General features: G+C 68.2%; 20 protein-coding genes. 13 read left to right on the top strand and 7 right to left on the bottom strand.

Annotated elements, in window-relative coordinates:
- Positions 1–36 precede the first annotated feature (36 nt).
- Both CG716_RS15850 and CG716_RS15845 read right to left on the bottom strand, forming a co-directional pair.
- Positions 37–963, bottom strand: coding sequence for a M56 family metallopeptidase (locus tag CG716_RS15850; protein ID WP_094481209.1), 927 nt, complete (start codon positions 961–963; stop codon positions 37–39).
- Between the two features lie 14 nt (positions 964–977).
- Positions 978–1,394 (bottom strand): BlaI/MecI/CopY family transcriptional regulator, encoded by a 417-nt coding sequence (locus CG716_RS15845; RefSeq protein ID WP_094481207.1) that lies wholly within the window; start codon positions 1,392–1,394, stop codon positions 978–980.
- Positions 1,395–1,635: 241 nt separating this feature from the next.
- On the opposite strand from CG716_RS15845, the gene CG716_RS15840 reads away from it, so the two are divergent.
- The 8 genes from CG716_RS15840 (at position 1,636) to CG716_RS15805 (ending at position 7,329) form a co-directional block, all read left to right on the top strand.
- Complete coding sequence (locus CG716_RS15840) at positions 1,636–2,355, top strand: iron reductase (protein ID WP_094481205.1); 720 nt, start codon at positions 1,636–1,638, stop codon at positions 2,353–2,355.
- A 186-nt stretch (positions 2,356–2,541) separates the two neighbouring features.
- Complete coding sequence (locus CG716_RS15835) at positions 2,542–2,970, top strand: PaaI family thioesterase (protein WP_094481203.1); 429 nt, start codon at positions 2,542–2,544, stop codon at positions 2,968–2,970.
- Between the two features lie 48 nt (positions 2,971–3,018).
- A complete protein-coding gene (locus CG716_RS15830; protein ID WP_094481201.1) occupies positions 3,019–3,321 on the top strand; it encodes an urease subunit gamma in 303 nt (100 codons plus the stop codon).
- A gap of 16 nt (positions 3,322–3,337) precedes the next feature.
- Positions 3,338–3,652: an urease subunit beta gene (locus CG716_RS15825; protein WP_094481293.1), complete on the top strand. Its 315-nt coding sequence runs from the start codon at positions 3,338–3,340 to the stop codon at positions 3,650–3,652.
- A complete protein-coding gene (locus CG716_RS15820) occupies positions 3,649–5,370 on the top strand; it encodes an urease subunit alpha (RefSeq protein ID WP_094481199.1) in 1,722 nt (573 codons plus the stop codon). Before CG716_RS15825 ends, CG716_RS15820 begins: the two co-directional genes overlap by 4 nt.
- Positions 5,370–6,005 (top strand): urease accessory protein UreF, encoded by a 636-nt coding sequence (locus CG716_RS15815; protein ID WP_094481197.1) that lies wholly within the window; start codon positions 5,370–5,372, stop codon positions 6,003–6,005. The genes CG716_RS15820 and CG716_RS15815 overlap by 1 nt, the downstream gene beginning before the upstream one ends.
- A gap of 10 nt (positions 6,006–6,015) precedes the next feature.
- Entirely contained in the window at positions 6,016–6,696 is a 681-nt protein-coding gene (gene ureG / locus CG716_RS15810; RefSeq protein ID WP_094481195.1) for an urease accessory protein UreG, read from the top strand.
- 6 nt (positions 6,697–6,702) lie between these two features.
- Positions 6,703–7,329, top strand: coding sequence for an urease accessory protein UreD (locus CG716_RS15805; protein WP_094481193.1), 627 nt, complete (start codon positions 6,703–6,705; stop codon positions 7,327–7,329).
- On the opposite strand, the gene CG716_RS15800 is transcribed toward CG716_RS15805, so the two are convergent.
- The 5 genes from CG716_RS15800 to CG716_RS15780 all read right to left on the bottom strand — a co-directional run bounded on the left by CG716_RS15800 (position 7,326) and on the right by CG716_RS15780 (position 12,409).
- Positions 7,326–8,639, bottom strand: a complete 1,314-nt coding sequence (locus CG716_RS15800; protein WP_094481291.1) for a sensor histidine kinase — start codon at positions 8,637–8,639, stop codon at positions 7,326–7,328. The two genes, CG716_RS15805 and CG716_RS15800, sit on opposite strands and share 4 nt — an antisense overlap.
- Positions 8,640–8,751: 112 nt before the next feature.
- On the bottom strand, positions 8,752–9,141 hold the full coding sequence (locus CG716_RS15795; protein WP_094481191.1) for a heme-binding protein: 390 nt from the start codon (positions 9,139–9,141) through the stop codon (positions 8,752–8,754).
- Positions 9,142–9,251: 110 nt separating this feature from the next.
- Complete coding sequence (locus CG716_RS15790) at positions 9,252–10,613, bottom strand: type II NADH:quinone oxidoreductase Ndh (protein ID WP_094481189.1); 1,362 nt, start codon at positions 10,611–10,613, stop codon at positions 9,252–9,254.
- 107 nt (positions 10,614–10,720) lie between these two features.
- On the bottom strand, positions 10,721–11,650 hold the full coding sequence (locus CG716_RS15785; protein ID WP_094481187.1) for an LLM class F420-dependent oxidoreductase: 930 nt from the start codon (positions 11,648–11,650) through the stop codon (positions 10,721–10,723).
- Between the two features lie 87 nt (positions 11,651–11,737).
- Positions 11,738–12,409, bottom strand: coding sequence for an SDR family oxidoreductase (locus CG716_RS15780; RefSeq protein WP_094481185.1), 672 nt, complete (start codon positions 12,407–12,409; stop codon positions 11,738–11,740).
- Between the two features lie 153 nt (positions 12,410–12,562).
- On the opposite strand from CG716_RS15780, the gene CG716_RS15775 reads away from it, so the two are divergent.
- The 5 genes from CG716_RS15775 (at position 12,563) to CG716_RS15755 (ending at position 17,012) form a co-directional block, all read left to right on the top strand.
- Entirely contained in the window at positions 12,563–13,375 is an 813-nt protein-coding gene (locus CG716_RS15775) for an ABC transporter permease (protein ID WP_094481183.1), read from the top strand.
- Between the two features lie 6 nt (positions 13,376–13,381).
- Positions 13,382–14,476, top strand: a complete 1,095-nt coding sequence (locus CG716_RS15770) for a sulfate/molybdate ABC transporter ATP-binding protein (protein WP_094481181.1) — start codon at positions 13,382–13,384, stop codon at positions 14,474–14,476.
- Between the two features lie 46 nt (positions 14,477–14,522).
- Positions 14,523–15,500 (top strand): APA family fibronectin-binding glycoprotein, encoded by a 978-nt coding sequence (locus CG716_RS15765; protein WP_094481179.1) that lies wholly within the window; start codon positions 14,523–14,525, stop codon positions 15,498–15,500.
- Positions 15,501–15,602: 102 nt separating this feature from the next.
- Positions 15,603–15,902 (top strand): GlsB/YeaQ/YmgE family stress response membrane protein, encoded by a 300-nt coding sequence (locus tag CG716_RS15760; RefSeq protein ID WP_094481177.1) that lies wholly within the window; start codon positions 15,603–15,605, stop codon positions 15,900–15,902.
- Between the two features lie 84 nt (positions 15,903–15,986).
- Positions 15,987–17,012 (top strand): zinc-binding alcohol dehydrogenase family protein, encoded by a 1,026-nt coding sequence (locus tag CG716_RS15755; RefSeq protein ID WP_094481175.1) that lies wholly within the window; start codon positions 15,987–15,989, stop codon positions 17,010–17,012.
- Positions 17,013–17,069 lie beyond the last annotated feature (57 nt).

Genomic DNA, 17,069 nt, shown 5'->3' with positions numbered 1-17,069 from the left:
TTTGGTTGTGGCACAGTTATTTTCAGGGAAATCGGGTCAGGATAGAAACAGCCGGTGCAGCTCGGTCAGCCACGGCATCGCGACCGCGACGGTCGGGAAGACCAACACCGCGGCGGCAGTGGTGTACGCGCCCAGCGACAGCAGCAGGCTGTTGGGCCGGCCGGCCAGCCGGCGCACCCGGATCAGCGTGGTGGGACCGCCGCCGGCCAGTGCACCCGACGGCGTACGCCCCGCCGCGCACGCCACCAGGGCGCGAGCCAGGGGAGCGGGCCCGGCGGTGCGCACCGCGGCGTCGTCGGCGAGCATCTCGACCAGCAGGCGCACCGCGTTGAGCGCACTGCCGCTACGGACGAATCGGGGGAAGGCGGTGTGCACGGCGATGAACAGCTCGAGCACCAAATCATGGCGGGCCCGCAGGTGGGCCCGCTCGTGGCTCAGGATCGCCGCCAGTTCAGCGTCGCTCAAGGCCGACAGGGTGCCCTCGCTGAGCACGACCCGACTGCGCACGCCGGGCAGGCAGTAGGCCAGCGGCTCGGCCACGTCCAGCACGCGCAACCCGCTCATGCCATGCCGACAGCCGCCGAGCAGATCCACCACCATTCGGTGGTGGGCACGCCGGCGGCGGGTCGCCACGGCGACCTGAACACCGGCCATCAGCAGGCGCACGCCGATCAGCAGGGTGACGGTGAAGACCAGCACGTAGACCGACCACAGCGGCCAGCCCAGCACCTCGATCTCACTGGTGATCGTCGCGGTTGGACGGCCGTCGGGGCCGGGGACGAACAGCCGGCTGGCGATCGCCAGACCCGCACTGAATGCCGAGAGCACGGCGGCCACCGCAATCGACTGCCACAGCACGATCGCAGCACGCGGCGCACGCATCGGCCAGGACGCCCGTGCCAAGAGCGCGGGCACAGGACCAACCAGCATTAATGCGAGGAAGGTGAAGGCCAGCGCGGACACGCTGAGATTGTCCCTCAGGGGTTGGGCGTGTCGCCAGCGGGCCAGGTGGAACGGTGCTTGGACTCCAATTCCGCCAGGGCGCGGCGCAGAGCATCGGCCTCGTCGGCACCCACTCGTTCGACGAAATGCACCAGCGCCGCCTGCCGGCCGCCGGAGTCGGACGCCTGATCCAGCGCGTCGACCATCAGGCCGGCGACCAGCTCGTCACGGCCGTGCACGGGCGCGTATTGGTGGGCCCGGTCATCGCGGATCTGCGAGACCAGGTTCTTACGCGCGAGCCGCTGCAGAACCGTCATCACCGTCGTATAAGCCAGGTCCCGCTCGGTACAGAGGGCCTCGTGGACCTGGCGAACCGTCAAGGGTTCACCAGCGGCCCATAGGTGGTCCATCACCGCGCGTTCGAGTTCGCCGAGACGAGTCAACTTGGCCATTTCCGTTCATCTTGGTAGCAGTGAAGCAAGCGTACTCCCGGTTACTACCGGGCGTCGTAACTAACTTTTCGGATTAACTCTCAGATGTCGGCTGCAGTTCCCGCTCGCCGACCACGGGACCAGTACCCGCACGCCACTGCGCGTCCGCTGCGAATCAATGTGACAGCCTTCACATTAGGCAAGGCTTACCTGCACCCCTTTCTTTTGGTTAGGCTGCCCTAACTAGAGCCGAGGAGGTGTCGTGACCACAGCCGTCGCTGATCCGCTGATCGACGGAATGAGCATTCGCCGCGTCTTGCCCTTGCACGAATCCAGCAACCGATTACGCCAGCTGAGCCCGGATTCTCCGCGGGTGCACGGCGTAGCCGTGATGGCCGACGTCTCACGGCGCCGGTGGTGGGCCCTCGACTCGGTGACGACGACGGGCCGGCTGGCCACCATGTTCGAAGCCGCGGTGGCCGAGCTGGGCGATCGCCGCGCCGTCGCCCAACAATTAGCGGCCACGTTCACCCACGCGGTGCTGGGCCGGACGGTGACGCTGTTCGTGCTCGAGGCCCGGGCGTGGGACGCCGGGCCGGGAAATCTCTGGATGCACGTCGACTCCGAGGGCGCGATCGACTGGACCGCGGTTGTGGACCCGACACTGCGGGTGCTGCCCGACGATCCGGCGACCAATGGTGTGGTGCGGTTGCCCAATGAACTGGCGCTGGCGACCTGGACGGCACACCGCTGCCATCGCTCGCTGGAGCCGATCTTCGAATACCTGCAGCACCTCAGCCATGACTCGCTGACCCCGGCCGCGATGTGGCAGATGGTCGGCTCAGCGGTGGTCATCACCGCCACCCAGGTGCCGATACTCACCGGCAGCGGCGAGCTCACCTGCATGCGTCGCGGCCAGTCAGTGCTCGATGCCCTGGCGGGCTTCGGACTTCCGGTGCGGGCGCTGCGGCGGGCTGTGTAGGTCTTGTCACTTAGGCAAGCCTTGCCTATTGTTGTGACGGATCGTTGAGAACAACTGAAGACGAACGGACCGCGCCGGATGTCCTGAGGGCTGCAGAGACACCCCGGTCCGTACTGAGGACGGGCCCCGCGTTGTGCACGCGGGGCCCGTCCCTCATGCGGCGATCACTCGTGTAGACACAGATGCGTGGAATCAGAGCAGTCGCCGATCGAGCAGATCGCCTTCTCCGCCCCGTTCGACAACGAGCTCGGGCTGGTGTTCACCGAATTGACCACCGACGGCGCCAAGGCGCAGCTGGAGGTCCAGCCCAAGCTGCTGCAACCGATGGGCATAGTCCACGGCGGGGTCTATTGCTCGATGATCGAGTCGATGGCCAGCACGTCGGCCTTCGTCTGGCTGGCGGCCAACGGAGGCGGCAACGTGGTCGGCGTCAACAACAACACCGACTTCCTGCGAGCCATCTCCGGAGGCACCGTCTACGGCGCCACCGAGCCCGTGCACCGCGGCCGGCGACAACAGCTATGGCTGGTGACCATCCGTGACGACAAGGACCGACTTGTCGCCCGTGGCCAGGTGCGCCTGCAGAACCTCGAGCCCGATCCGCCGCAGGGGTAGGTCCGGCCAACCTGCTGATCGCGTCCTGCCATGGCAGGATCGCGCACTATGCGACTGACACCGCATGAAACCGACCGGCTGCTGATCTCCTATGCCGCCGACCTCGCCCGCCGCCGACAGGCACGCGGGCTGCGGCTCAACCATCCCGAGGCGGTGGCGCTCATCACCGATCACGTCCTGGAGGGCGCGCGGGACGGACGCACCGTCGCCGAACTGATGATCAGCGGGCGTGAGGTGCTCAGCCGCGACGAGGTGATGGAGGGCGTGCCCGAGATGCTGCACGACGTGCAGGTCGAAGCGACGTTCCCGGACGGCACCAAGTTGGTCACCGTTCACCACCCGATCCCGTGAGGTGAAAGAGGACACAGTGATTCCCGGAGAGGTTTTCCTCGGCGACGGCGACATCGAGATCAACGCCGGCGCACCGCGCATCGAACTGGAGATCGTCAACACCGGCGACCGGCCGGTGCAAGTCGGCAGCCATGTCCACCTGCCGCAGGCCAACGCCGCGCTGTCCTTCGACCGAGAGGCCGCCCACGGGTACCGGTTCGACATCCCTGCGGGCACCGCCGTGCGTTTCGAACCCGGTGTGGCGGGGCGGGTGCGCCTGGTTCCGCTGGGGGGCCTGCGCGAGGTGCACGGGCTGAGCCTGAATCCGCCAGGAAAGTTGGACGCCGAATGACCGAGCTGTCCCGGGCGCGCTATGCCGCGCTGTTCGGCCCCACCACCGGCGACCGAATCCGGCTCGCCGACACCGACCTCGTCATCGAGATCACCGAGGACCGCAGCGGCGGGCCCGGCCTGGCCGGCAACGAAGCGGTGTTCGGCGGCGGCAAGGTACTACGCGAATCGATGGGCCAAGCCCGCGCGACCCGGGCCGAGGGCGCACCCGACACCGTGATCACCGGAGCGGTGATCATCGACTACTGGGGAATCATCAAGGCCGACATCGGGATTCGGGACGGCCGCATTGTCGCCATCGGCAAGGCGGGTAACCCCGACATCATGTCAGGAGTCCATCCCGACCTGGTGGTCGGCCCGTCGACGGAGATCATCGCCGGCAACGGCCGCATTGTGACGGCCGGTGCCATCGACTGCCACGTGCACCTGATCTGCCCGCAGATCATGGAAGAAGCCATCGGCGGAGGCATCACCACCATCATCGCCGGCGGCACCGGGCCCGCCGAGGGCTCCAAGGCCACCACCGTGACCCCTGGTGCCTGGCACCTGGCCCGGATGTTGGAGTCGCTGGACACCTGGCCGCTCAACGTGGCCCTGCTGGGCAAGGGCAACACCGTTAGTCACGAAGCGATGTGGGAGCAACTGCGTTCTGGCGCAGCAGGTTTCAAATTGCACGAGGACTGGGGGACCACCCCCGCTGCGATCGACGCCTGTCTGACGGTCGCCGAAGCCGCCGGAGTACAGGTCAACATCCACACCGACACCCTCAACGAGGCGGGCTTTGTCGAGGACACCCTTGCCGCGATCAAGGGCCGCAACATCCACGCTTATCACACCGAGGGGGCCGGCGGCGGGCACGCACCCGACATCATCACCGTCGCCGCCGAGTCCTACGTGCTGCCCAGTTCCACCAACCCGACCCGGCCGCACACCGTCAATACCCTCGACGAACACCTCGACATGCTGATGGTGTGCCATCACCTCAACCCCAGCGTGCCCGAGGATCTGGCGTTCGCCGAAAGCCGCATCCGGCCCTCGACCATCGCTGCCGAGGATCTGCTGCACGACATCGGTGCCATCTCCATGATCGGCAGCGACGCCCAGGCGATGGGCCGCATCGGTGAGGTGGTGCTGCGCACGTGGCAAACCGCACATGTGATGAAACGTCGCCGTGGCGCACTGGAAGGTGATGGGGCAGCTGACAACCACCGGGTGCGCCGCTACATCGCGAAATACACCATCTGCCCGGCCGTCGCCCACGGCCTCGACAGCGAGATCGGTTCGGTGGAAGTCGGCAAGTTCGCCGACCTGGTGCTTTGGGAGCCAGCGTTTTTCGGGGTGCGACCGCACGCGGTGGTCAAGGGCGGCATGATCGCCTGGGCCGCGATGGGCGATGCCAACGCGTCGATCCCCACGCCGCAGCCGGTGTTGCCGCGCCCGATGTTCGGCGCCGCGCCGGCCGCCGCGGCCGCCACCTCGGTGCACTTCGTCGCCCCGCAGGCCATCGAGGACGGGCTGGCCGACCGACTCTCGGTCAACCGGCGCCTGGTGCCGGTGGGCAACGTGCGGGCGGTCGGTAAGGCGCAGATGCCGCTCAACGACGCCCAGCCCCGCATCGAAGTCGACCCGGACACCTTCACGGTTCGCATCGACGGCGAGGTATGGGCCGAACAACCGGCCACCGAACTTCCCATGGCTCAACGCTATTTCCTGTTCTGATGGCCGCACTGTCCACGCTCCTGACCCTCGCCGATTCACGGTTGCCGACCGGGGGACATGTGCACTCCGGCGGGGTGGAGGAGGCGATCACCAGCCGGCTGGTCGTCGACCTCGCCACGCTGGAGGCCTATCTGCGCCGCCGGATCCGCACCAGCGGCCTGGTCTCCGCGTCGGTCGCGGCCGCCGTGCACCGTGGCGATCTGACCGTGGCGGCCGCAGATGCCGAAACCGACGCCCGCACACCAGCACCCGCGGCCCGGCACGCCTCCCGCGCACAGGGCCGTGGTCTACTGCGGTTGGCCCGCCGCGTCTGGCCGGCAGCCGAATGGGACGCGCTTGGCGCCCGCCCGCACCTGGCGGTCACCGCAGGGCGTGTCGGTTCGGTCAGCGAACTGGAACCCGAGCAGACCGCGCTGTCGATCGTGTACACCACGATGACCGGCACCGCCACCGCCGCCCAGCGGCTGCTGGCCCTCGACCCCGCCGATGTCGCGGCCATCACGTTCGGTTTGGCGCAATTGTGCGAACAGACCGCCGAGCAGGCGAGCGCCCGTCTCGCCGACCTGTCCGACCCGCTGCTCGACGAACTGGCCGAGCGCCACAGCCACCGAGAACGCCCCCTGTTCGTATCCTGAAAGAATCTGCATGCCACCACATTTCATAGACGGCCAACCGCACAATCACACCGACCGGCCCAAGCGGACCCGCCAGCCAGGGGAGCCGCTGCGGATAGGGATCGGCGGACCGGTCGGGTCGGGCAAGACCGCATTGGTGGCCGCGCTGTGCCGCCAGCTGCGTGACGAGCTGTCGCTGGCGGTGCTGACCAATGACATCTACACCACCGAGGATGCCGACTTCCTGCGCCGGCACGCGGTTCTGCCCGACGACCGAATCGCCGCCGTGCAAACCGGCGGCTGCCCACACACCGCCATCCGCGACGACATCACCGCCAACCTGGACGCCATCGACGACCTGATGGCGGGCCACGACGATCTGGACCTGATCCTGGTCGAATCCGGCGGCGACAACCTGACCGCGACGTTCTCCTCCGGGCTCATCGACGTGCAGATCTTCGTCGTCGACGTGGCGGGCGGCGACAAGGTGCCACGCAAGGGCGGGCCGGGGGTGACGTTCTCAGACCTATTGGTGGTCAACAAGACCGACCTGGCTCCGCTGGTCGGCGCCGACCTGGACGTGATGCGCCGCGACGCTGCCAAGGTGCGGGAAGGCCGCCCGACGGTGCTGATCTCACTGACCGAGGATCCGGCCGCGTCCCCGGTCTTGTCGTGGGTGCGCGACCAGCTGCGCGTCAACCAGCCGGGTTGAGCCGCAATGCGTTCCGACGTGCTGGTCGTGGCAATACCAGGGCGGCTGCCCCGCATCGAGTGCCGCGGCGCCCTGGCCGCCCGGCAGACCGAACCCGACACCGTGCATCTGGTGTCGGCGGCGGCCACACCGCTGGGCGGGGACACCATCGCGATCCGGCTGATCGTGGAGCCCGGCGCCCGGTTGCGCCTGCGCAGTGCGGCGGCCACCGTTGCGTTGCCCGGAGCGGGAACCACCCAGTCATGGGCATGCTGGCACATCGAGGCCGCCGGTGAGCTCGACGTCGATCCCGAGCCGACCATCGTCGCCGCCACTGCCAGGCACTTCAGCGAACTGCGGGTGCACCTGGCTGAGTCCGGGCGGTTGCGGATCCGCGAACGCGTGCAGATCGGGAGAACCGATGAGCGCGAAGGCTTTTGGAGTGGCGCCTTGCACGCCGACGTGGCTGGCGCGCCGTTGCTGCGGCACCGGGTCGAGCTGGGACAAGGAGCGGTGGCCGACGATGCTCTGGGCACCCCGCTGGCCTGCGTGAGCGAGCTGCGCTATCCCGAGCCGGCCGCTGATGCCGCCGGGATCACACTGGCGCTGGCCGCCGGTGGCAGCCTGTCGACCTGGCAGGGCGCCCGGCTCTAATCGTGCGGGCCGGCCAGGTTGAGCACCAACCGCGCTCCGCCCAGCGGACTGGTGGCTAAAAAGGCTGTGCCGCCGTGCAATTCGGCCTGCTGAGCAACCAGTGCCAGCCCGAGGCCGGACCCGGACCGGGATGCGGTGGAACCGCGGGAGAACCGTTCGAATACCGCGGCCCGCTCTTCTTCGGGCACGCCGCTGCCGTTGTCGTCGACCGTGATCTGCACCCCGTCGGCCGAACTGGACACCGACAGCTGAACCTCGGTGGCAGCACCGTGCTTGACGGCGTTGGCGATCGCGTTGTCGATGACCAGCCGCAGCCCGACCGGCAGCCCCACCATGAGCACCGCCGGTGAGGGCACCAGCGACACCTTGAGGTCGCGGTAGATACGTTCGGCGTCATGGGCGGCGCGGTCGAGCAGTTCGGTGACGTCGAACGGCACGAAATCGTCGGCCGTGGTCAGCTCGCCCTGAGCCAGGCGTTCCAGCGCGGTCAGGGTGGCCTCGATGCGGCTCTGGGTGCGGATCACGTCACCGATCACCTCGGTGCGCTGCTCGGGCGCCAGGTCCAGGGTGGAGAGCACCTCGAGGTTGGTGCGCATGGCGGTCAGCGGAGTGCGCAGCTCGTGGGAGGCGACGGCGGCGAAGTCCCTGGCCGACTCCAGGGCGGCCTTGGTGCGGGCCTGCTCGTCGCCGATGCGGGCCAGCATGCCCTCGACGGCCTCGGCGATCTCCACCGCCTCCTTGACACCGCGGACCTGTACCTCATCGGGGTTGGACTGGGCGTTGATCGCACGGGCCTGCTGGGCCAGCACTCGGAACGGATTGATCATGATCAGCGAGATCAGCCAGCCCACCACGATGGTGCCGGCGATCACCCCCGCGCAGATCAGCAGCACGCGCAGGTGCAGTTCGGCGATTCGGCGCTGGGTCTCGGCCAGCGGCGCGCCAAGCGCGATGGTGGCCCCGCCGACCCCGAACGTGCGCACCCGGTATTCGACGCCGTCGATGGCGGTATTGGCGTAGCCGTTACCCAGGGCCGGCAGCACCACCTCGGAAGGCACCGACACCGTCATGGCCCCGACCCGGATGGTGCGCACCAGGTTCCCGTCGGGCGTGGGCGAGCTGACGCTACTGGGGCCGGACGTGGTCAACAGTGCGCTGAAATCACCCAGGCTGCTGACCGAATCCAGCCGACGGTCCAGCTGGCTGTACTGGTCGTTGGTGACGCCGACCCACACCCAGGTGCCCAGGGTGAGCACCAGGATCACGACGGACAGCGCCGCAACGATCACGATGGTGCGCAGCGACAGCATGCGGGTAGGCAGCCGTTGCAGCACGCGGTAGACGATCTCGTCGGGCTTCACGACCACGACGACCACCTTAGGGCGCGGCGCCCCAACATCATGGGGCCGCGCCGAGAGCGGGTTAGACCACTCCGGGGGCGATCGGGCGCTGCGGCAGGCCGCAGCGGGCGCGGAAGTCGGTCGACGGCTGGCGGACGCCATCCAGTTCGGCGCGAATCTGCGGGTTGGCGTCCAGATACTGTTGCGTCTGAGTCTTGATCTGAGCCTTGGGCAGGCCCTCCAGACCGGTGAAGAACGCGTTGACATCTGGGTGCGTGAACAGGTAGTTCGACATCGCCGCCGACACGCCGGCCATCACGCCGGTCATGTCCGCGGTGGTGCAGTTGGGCGGCGGGTCGGCCGCGGCCGGGCCGGCCAAGACCAACCCAGCTGAGCCTGCCACGCTGAGCAACACCGCGCCGGCGCCGAACGCTGCCGCAGCTGCGCGACGCACAGAACGATTGGATGTCATCGGGCCCCCTTGTCGTCGAACTGTCTTCGTCGATAATGCTAGGGCAGAGCGCGGGAGACCGCCGTGCATTCGGGTCCGCTCACGGCCAATTCCCAGTTCAACCGGCGGCGTCAGGACGCAGCTTTCTCGTCCTCGACGGTTGCTTGGAGTTGCTCGATCGTGGTGCGCGCATAGGCCTGCTGCTCGGTGATCGTCAGCTGGCCGCGCCCACGCCCCAGGAAAGTCGTGATCCACGACAGCATTGTGGCGATCTTGGTGCGGAACCCGACCAGGTAGACCAAGTGCAGGAATAGCCAGGCCAACCAGGCGAAGAACCCGGCGAACTCGATCTTGCCGATCTTGGCCACGGCACTGAACCGCGACACCGTCGCCATCGAGCCCTTGTCGAAGTAGCTGAACGGTTCGCGGGCGGCCGGGTCGGCGCCCTTGAGCTCCGACTTGATCACGTTGGCGACGTACTTGGCGCCCTGAATGGCGCCCTGCGCCATCCCAGGCACACCGTCGACGAACGCCATGTCGCCGACCACGAACACGTCCGGGTGGCCGGGGATCGACAGATCGGGCAGCACCTTGACCCGCCCGGCCCGGTCGATCTCAGCGTCGGATTGGTCGGCGATGATCTTGCCCAGCGGGCTGGCCGACACACCGGCCGACCACACCTTGGTGGCGCACTCGATGCGGTCGATAGTGCCGTCGGGGCGCTTGACGGTGATCCCGTTGCGGTCGACATCGGTGACCATCGCGTTGAGCTGGATCTCGACGCCCAGCTTCTCCAGCCGGTCCTGCGCCTTCTTGCCGAGCTTCTCGCCCATGGGCGGCAGCACAGCCGGCGCGGCGTCGAGCAGGATCACCCGGGCTCGTGTGGAGTCGATGTGGCGGAACGCGCCCCGCAGAGTGTGGTCGGCGAGTTCGGCGATCTGCCCGGCCATTTCGACACCGGTGGGGCCGGCGCCGACGACGACGAAGGTCAGCAGCTTCTCGCGTCGGACCGGATCGCTGGACCGCTCCGCCTGCTCGAACGCACCGAGGATGCGGCCGCGTAGTTCGAGTGCGTCGTCGATGGTCTTCATGCCGGGGGCCCACTCGGCGAACTGGTCGTTGCCGAAGTACGACTGCCCGGCACCCGCAGCGACGATCAAGGTGTCGTAGGGCGTCCGGTAGGTGTGGCCCAACAGGATCGAGTCGACGGTCTTGCTCGCCAGATCGATGTTGGTGACCTCACCGAGCAGCACCTGGCAGTTATCCTGCTTGCGCAGGATGACGCGGGTGGGCGGGGCGATCTCGCCCTCGGAGATGATGCCGGTCGCCACTTGGTACAGCAGCGGCTGGAACAGGTGGTGGGTGGTCTTGGCGATGAGCTTGATGTCGACGTCGGCTCGCTTGAGCTTCTGCGCGGCATTCAGGCCGCCGAATCCCGAACCGATGACGACGACCTTGTGCTTATCCGATGGAGTGGCACCGGGGTGGGTCATTTCTGCTCCTCAACGACATGCACAGGACAACTACTACGGTAGCCGCAAGACGGAAAGACTTCGCGTCAGTCCCCGGGCGGATCAGGTGATGTGGGCCACCCCGGCGGCTATACCCCGAGGACTGGGCGTAGAACCTCGGCCAGCGCAGTGGCCCGGCCTGGGTGGTACCCGTCCAGGTTAGTGACAGGACTGAGGACAACCCCGTCCACGCCGGCGTCGAGGATCTTGGTTTTGATCTGCTCGGTGATCTGCTCGGGGCTGCCGAAGACCGCGCGCTGCTTGACGTCGGCCGGGATGAAATCTTCCGTGACGTTCTCGTCGATGATCGCGAACACGAGCATGCTGGTCTCCAGTGTGCTCGGGTCGCGGCCGATGTCCTCGCAACGCTCCTTGACCACCTGAACCTTGCGGGCGAGCTCGTCGAATCCGCACACCAGGTTGAGGTGGTCGAAATGGCGGGCGGCCAGCGGGATGGTCTTCTTCTCGCCGGTGCCGCCGATCATCAGCGGGATGTGGTCGCGGAAACGGGGATTGGCGAAAGCTTCGTTGGTGCGGTAGTAGGTGCCCTCGACGCTGACGCGCTCGCCGCGCAGCATCGGCAGGATGATCGCCAGCGCCTCGTCGAGCTTGTTGAACCGGTCGGTGAACGTGCCGAACTCGTAGCCCAGCGAGTCGTGCTCCAGCTCGAACCAGCCGGTCCCGATACCCAGGATGGCCCGGCCCTGGCTGACCACGTCCAGCGTGGTGATCGCCTTGGCCAGCAGCGTCGGATTGCGATAGGAATTGCCGGTGACCAGCGTGCCCAACTGCACCCGCTCGGTCGCCGTCGCCAACGCACCCAGCGCCGTGTAGGCCTCGAGCATCGGCTCCTCGGGCGCACCCAGCCCGGGCAGTTGATAGAAGTGATCCATCACGAACACCGAATCGAATCCCGCCGCCTCGGCCTCCTGAGCCTGCGCGATAACCGTCGGGAACAGCTCCGGGACACCGGTGCCGTAGGAAAAGTTCGGGATCTGAAGCGCGAGTCGAATGGTCACCCGACCGACATTAATCCTCGCCGGATTCCGCGTCGGCGAACGTTGAGTTATCAGCGTCGGTCGCCGACCTTTCGGCTCCGCGACTTGTCAGCCGAAGTTGGCCAGGGCGCCCCGGCCGACGTGCACGGTCTGGCCGGTGATGTGCCGCGCAGCGGGCGTGGCCAGGAACAGTGACAGGCGGGCGATCTCCGCGGCCACCGACGGCGGAGTGGTGGACAGCCCGTCGTAGGACGGCTCCGCGCTGCGTCCGCAGGCCACCGTGTTGACAGTGATGCCGCGGGTTCCGAAGTAATCCGCTTGTCCCGCAGTCCAATTCGCTACCGCGGCCTTGACCGCGGCGTCGGCGCCGCCGTCGCGCGGATGGTCGGGGACCACTGTGATGATGGAGCCGCCGGAACGCAGGTGGTCGCCGATGTTCTGCACCAGCAGCACCGCCGAGAGCACGGTGGCATCCAGCGCGGTGCGCCACGCCTTGGCGGTATCGGCGAGCGTGTAGGTGCGGGGATCGCCACCGACCCACGCGGGGGCGGGGACGTGGACGATGGTGTCCAGGTGATGGGGAAACAGGGTGCGCGCCTCGGCCAGCGCGGCCGGGTCGGTGGTGTCACACACGATGGCGTCGACGTCGAGTTCCTTGGCAGCCACCTCGAGGTCGTCGCGTCGGGCGCCGCTGATGACGACCTTGTGGCCGGCGTCGCGGAAGCCTTCCGCGATCGTGCGACCCAATTCCGTATCAGCACCAGTGACCAGCACGTCCATCGCCTTTGACCTCCTCGTGCCGCGCCGTGGACCTCGTTGCCCCGCGCAGTGGTGTCGATTGCAGAGAAATGTTACTGGACGGTAGCTAATTCGGCCAATGTGATCGCGACACGATCCGGACACGGCGTGTCGCCGAGCCCTAGGGTGTGACGGGTGAGACGCAGCGGCGCACACCGGACGCAGCCGCCGCTGCCTCGCTGGGTGTACGTCCCGGCCGTCCTCGGTGCGGCGTTCGTGGTCCTGCCTCTGGTCGCGATGGCGGTCAGGGTGGACTGGACTCATTTCTGGTCGCTGGTAACCAGCACACCGTCGCAGGCCGCCCTGCTGCTGAGCCTGCGCACCGCGGCCGCGAGCACGACATTCTGCCTGGTCCTGGGCGTCCCGATGGCGTTGGTGCTGGCGCGCAGCGACGGGCGGGTCGTGCGTGCGCTGCGCCCGCTGATCTTGCTGCCGCTGGTATTGCCGCCGGTCGTCGGCGGTATCGCGCTGCTGTACGCGTTCGGCCGACTGGGGTTGCTCGGTAGCTACCTGGAGGCCGCCGGCATCCGCATCGCATTCACCACGACCGCGGTGGTGCTGGCGCAGACGTTCGTCTCGCTGCCGTTCTTGGTGATCGCGCTGGAGGGAGCGGCCCGCACTGCCGGGGCCGACTACGACGTCGTAGCGGCCACACTGGGGGCAAAACCGGCAACGGTGTGGTGGCGGGTCACCCTGCCGCTCCTGACGCCCGGTCTGGTGTCGGGATCCGTGCTGGCCTTCGCACGGTCACTGGGGGAGTTCGGCGCCACGCTGACCTTCGCCGGGTCGCGGCAAGGCGTCACCAGGACGCTGCCGCTGGAGATCTACCTGCAGCGCGAGAGCGACCCCGACGCAGCGGTCGCGCTATCGATTCTGCTCGTCGTCGTGGCCGCGGTGGTGGTCCTAGGGCTCGGGGCACGACGGCTGTCCGGCTGGACCGGCGGGTGAGCGCCGGTGGCTGAGTTGCAGTTCTCGGCCGCGGTTGCCGAGCGTGCATTCGAGGTGGCCTTCGAGGTTGCGGCCGGGGAGGTGCTGGCGATCCTGGGCCCCAACGGCGCGGGGAAGTCGACCACGCTGCACGTGATCGCCGGCCTGCTGCAACCCGATTCCGGCGTGGTGCGCGTCGGAGGCAGGACGCTCACCGACACCGCGGCGGGCACGCAGGTGGCCACCCATGACCGTCGAGTCGGCCTACTACTTCAGGATCCGCTGCTGTTCCCGCACCTGAGCGTGCAGGCCAATGTCGAATTCGCGCCGCGCAGTCGGGGCGCGGGCCGCGCAGTCGCCCGGCGCAGCGCCACGACGTGGCTGGGCGAAGTCGGGCTCGCCGAGTTCGGCGAACGCAAACCGGGCCAGCTGTCCGGCGGGCAGGCTCAGCGCGTTGCGATCGCACGGGCGCTGGCCGCCGAACCGGAAGTGCTGTTGCTCGACGAACCGTTGGCCGGGCTGGACGTCGCGGTCGCGGCTTCGGTGCGAGCGCTGCTGCGGCGGGTGACCGCGGCTGAGGGCCGCGCGACCGTACTGATCACCCACGACCTGCTCGACGTCCTGACGCTGGCCGACCGGGTGATGGTGATCGAAAGCGGCGGCGTGGCCGAGATCGGCCCGGTCCGCGACGTGCTGGCCGCGCCGCGCAGCATGTTCGGCGCCCGCATCGCGGGCGTGAACGTGGTGCGCGGGGTTCGCGACGGGCGGGAGGCGCTGCGGGCCGCTGATGGCACACTCTGGCACGGCATACCGGCCGCGGACGCGCCCGCCGACGACGAGCTGGTGGCGGTGTTTTCGCCCGCGGCGGTCGCGGTGTACCGGGAGTTGCCGCACGGCAGCCCGCGCAACAGCGTCCAGGTCCGCGTCGCGGAGTTGGACGCCGATGGTTCGCGAGTGCGGGTGCGCGCGGAGGAGCAATCCGACGGCGCACCCGGGCTCGCCGCCGACATCACCGCGGAGTCGGCGGCGAACCTGCGGCTGGCCGCCGGCGACGAGGTGTGGTTCACGGTCAAGGCGCAGGAGATCGTGCTGCACGCGGCGGCGCGGCGCGCAACATCGTGAGCAGGCCACACTTGCGTCACGGCTGTAACACGGTAGGTTCATCGCCATGACGCAGCCGGATCCGATTTCGCGGCGCCCGGGCCTGTGGACGGCGTTTACGGTCACCGCGGTGACCGCCGCCAGCGCCGTCACGATTGCCCTGCCGTCGACGTCGGCCGTCGCGGATCCCGCGACGCCGACACCCACGACGGCGGCCCCCGCCGTTCCTGCCGCACCGCCGGCCGCACCTACGGCCACGGCCGTCCCGCCGGCTCCGGTGGATCCGAACGCACCGCCGCCGCCGCCGGCAGATCCCAACGCCCCGCCGGTCGACCCGAATGCGCCGCCGCCCCCGCCACCGCTGGAGCCCGGCCGCGTCCCGAATACGGCAGGCGGGTTCAGCTACCTGCTTCCCGCCGGCTGGATTGTGTCCGATGCGTCGCGCCTGAATTACGGCCAGGCGCTCCTGAGCAAGCAGGCCGCCCCGCCCGAAAACGGCCAGCCGGCCGTGACCGCCAACGATGCCAGCGTCATCCTCGGCCGACTGGACCTGAAGCTGTTCGCGGGCGCCGAGCAGGACAACAGCAAGGCCGCGATCCGGCTGGCCTCGGATATGGGCGAGTTCTTCATGCCGTTCCCCGGGGTCCGAATCAACCAGCAGAGCGGACCGCTGCAGGCCGCTGACATGCCGGGCTTCTTCTCGTCCTACGAGGTGAAGTTCACCGACACCACGAAGCCCAACGGTCAGATCTGGGCCGGTGTGGTCGGTACCGCGGTGCCCAACGCACCTAAGGACCAACGCAACCAGCGCTGGTTCGTGGTCTGGCTCGGCACTGCCAAGGATCCGATCGATCCGGCGGCCGCCAAGGCACTGGCCGAGTCGATCCGGCCCTACTCGCCGCCGCCGCCACCGGAGCCGCCACCACCGGATCCGAACGCTCCGCCGCCTGCTGACGCGCCGCCACCGGCGGCGGGTGGCCGGATTCCGCTCGGTGTTCCAGTCCCGGTTCAGACACCCGTTCCCGGGATGACACCCGGTCAATAGGTGATCGTGGCCGTATCTACCGGGCAATCGTGACCTGACGGCGGTATACCAAAGGGATAGCGGTCAGCATTGGCGCTGGCCAGCGATCCTAAGGAGACCGTCATGGACATCCTGGCAGCAACTGAATTTCTCGCCCGTTCGTCAACGCTGACCAGCGTCGGCTGGATCGGCTACATCATCATCGGCGCACTGGCGGGCTGGATCGCCGGCAAGATCGTCAAGGGCGGTGGCTCCGGCATCCTGATGAACATCGTCATCGGGGTGATCGGCGCGCTGGTCGGCGGTTTCCTGCTGAGCTTCTTCCTCGATACCGCCGCGGGCGGGTGGTGGTTCACCCTGTTCACCGCCATCCTCGGCTCGGTGATCCTGCTGTGGATCGTCGGGATGGTCCGCAAGACCTAGCCGGCAAGCGGCACTCCGCCGGGGCGCACCGCGACGTCGGCCAGTTCGGAGTCCATACCTGGCCCGGTGCTGCACGATGGATACATGGCGACCGAACCGACCACAATGCGCGCCTGGCGAGTGCGCCGGCCGGGGCCGATGCGCAGCCAGCCGTTGGAGTTGGACACCCGCGCGCCGGTTCCGCAGCCTGCATCGGGCGAATTGCTGGTGGCGGTGCGGGCATGCGGCGTGTGCCGCACCGATCTTCACGTCACCGAAGGCGACCTGGATGTGCACCGCCCGCACGTGACCCCCGGTCACGAAGTGATGGGCGAGGTCGTCGCCCTGGGACCGGATGCCGGCGACGAGTTCGCCGTGGGGGATCGGGTCGGCGTCGCCTGGTTGCGGCACACATGCGGGGTGTGCGACTACTGCCAGCGGGGGGCGGAGAACCTGTGCCCGTACTCGCTCTACACCGGCTGGGACGCCGACGGCGGATACGCCGACTTCACCACTGTTCCAGCCGCTTTCGCGCACCGGCTACCCGACGGCTACACCGACAGCGAGCTGGCTCCGCTGCTGTGCGCCGGGATCATCGGCTACCGGTCGCTGCTGCGCGCCGAACTGCCACCCGGGGGACGCCTGGGCTTGTACGGATTCGGTGGCAGCGCCCACATCACCGCCCAGGTTGCACTGGCACAGGGCGCCGAGGTCCACGTGATGACCCGGGGTGCCGACGCCCGTGAGCTCGCACTCGGGCTGGGCGCGGCGTCTGCGCAGGGGGCGGCCGACCCGCCGCCGGTCGAGCTTGACGCGGCGATCCTGTTCGCACCGGTCGGCGACCTGGTGTTGCCCGCCCTGGAGGCACTGGATCGCGGTGGCACGCTGGCGATCGCGGGCATACACCTCACTGACATTCCGGCTCTGAACTATCAGCGGCATCTGTTCCAGGAGCGCCAAGTTCGGTCGGTGACGTCGAACACGCGCACCGACGCCCGGGAGTTTCTGGCGTTCGCCGGCCGTCATCACATCGAGGTGACAACTCCGGAATATCCACTCGGACAAGCCGATCGGGCTTTGACCGACCTGGCCGAAGGCCGCATCGCGGGTGCGGCAGTTTTGCTGCCTTAGACTCGATCGACCGATAGACCGATAGACCATGCTGATTGATGTCGGGTTTTCGTTGGA

The sequence above is a fragment of the Mycolicibacterium sphagni genome (assembly GCF_002250655.1).
Lineage (GTDB): Bacteria > Actinomycetota > Actinomycetes > Mycobacteriales > Mycobacteriaceae > Mycobacterium > Mycobacterium sphagni.
This window is presented reverse-complemented; position numbering and strand designations above follow the sequence as displayed.

Coding starts and splice junctions, on each gene's coding strand:
- CG716_RS15830 (WP_094481201.1), top strand. CDS start 3,019: ATGCGACTGACACCGCATGAAACCGACCGGCTGCTGATCTCCTATGCC.
- CG716_RS15845 (WP_094481207.1), bottom strand. CDS start 1,394: ATGGCCAAGTTGACTCGTCTCGGCGAACTCGAACGCGCGGTGATGGAC.
- CG716_RS15765 (WP_094481179.1), top strand. CDS start 14,523: ATGACGCAGCCGGATCCGATTTCGCGGCGCCCGGGCCTGTGGACGGCG.
- CG716_RS15795 (WP_094481191.1), bottom strand. CDS start 9,141: ATGACATCCAATCGTTCTGTGCGTCGCGCAGCTGCGGCAGCGTTCGGC.
- CG716_RS15760 (WP_094481177.1), top strand. CDS start 15,603: ATGGACATCCTGGCAGCAACTGAATTTCTCGCCCGTTCGTCAACGCTG.
- CG716_RS15780 (WP_094481185.1), bottom strand. CDS start 12,409: ATGGACGTGCTGGTCACTGGTGCTGATACGGAATTGGGTCGCACGATC.
- CG716_RS15755 (WP_094481175.1), top strand. CDS start 15,987: ATGGCGACCGAACCGACCACAATGCGCGCCTGGCGAGTGCGCCGGCCG.
- ureG (WP_094481195.1), top strand. CDS start 6,016: ATGCCACCACATTTCATAGACGGCCAACCGCACAATCACACCGACCGG.
- CG716_RS15815 (WP_094481197.1), top strand. CDS start 5,370: ATGGCCGCACTGTCCACGCTCCTGACCCTCGCCGATTCACGGTTGCCG.
- CG716_RS15790 (WP_094481189.1), bottom strand. CDS start 10,613: ATGACCCACCCCGGTGCCACTCCATCGGATAAGCACAAGGTCGTCGTC.
- CG716_RS15820 (WP_094481199.1), top strand. CDS start 3,649: ATGACCGAGCTGTCCCGGGCGCGCTATGCCGCGCTGTTCGGCCCCACC.
- CG716_RS15805 (WP_094481193.1), top strand. CDS start 6,703: ATGCGTTCCGACGTGCTGGTCGTGGCAATACCAGGGCGGCTGCCCCGC.
- CG716_RS15800 (WP_094481291.1), bottom strand. CDS start 8,639: ATGCTGTCGCTGCGCACCATCGTGATCGTTGCGGCGCTGTCCGTCGTG.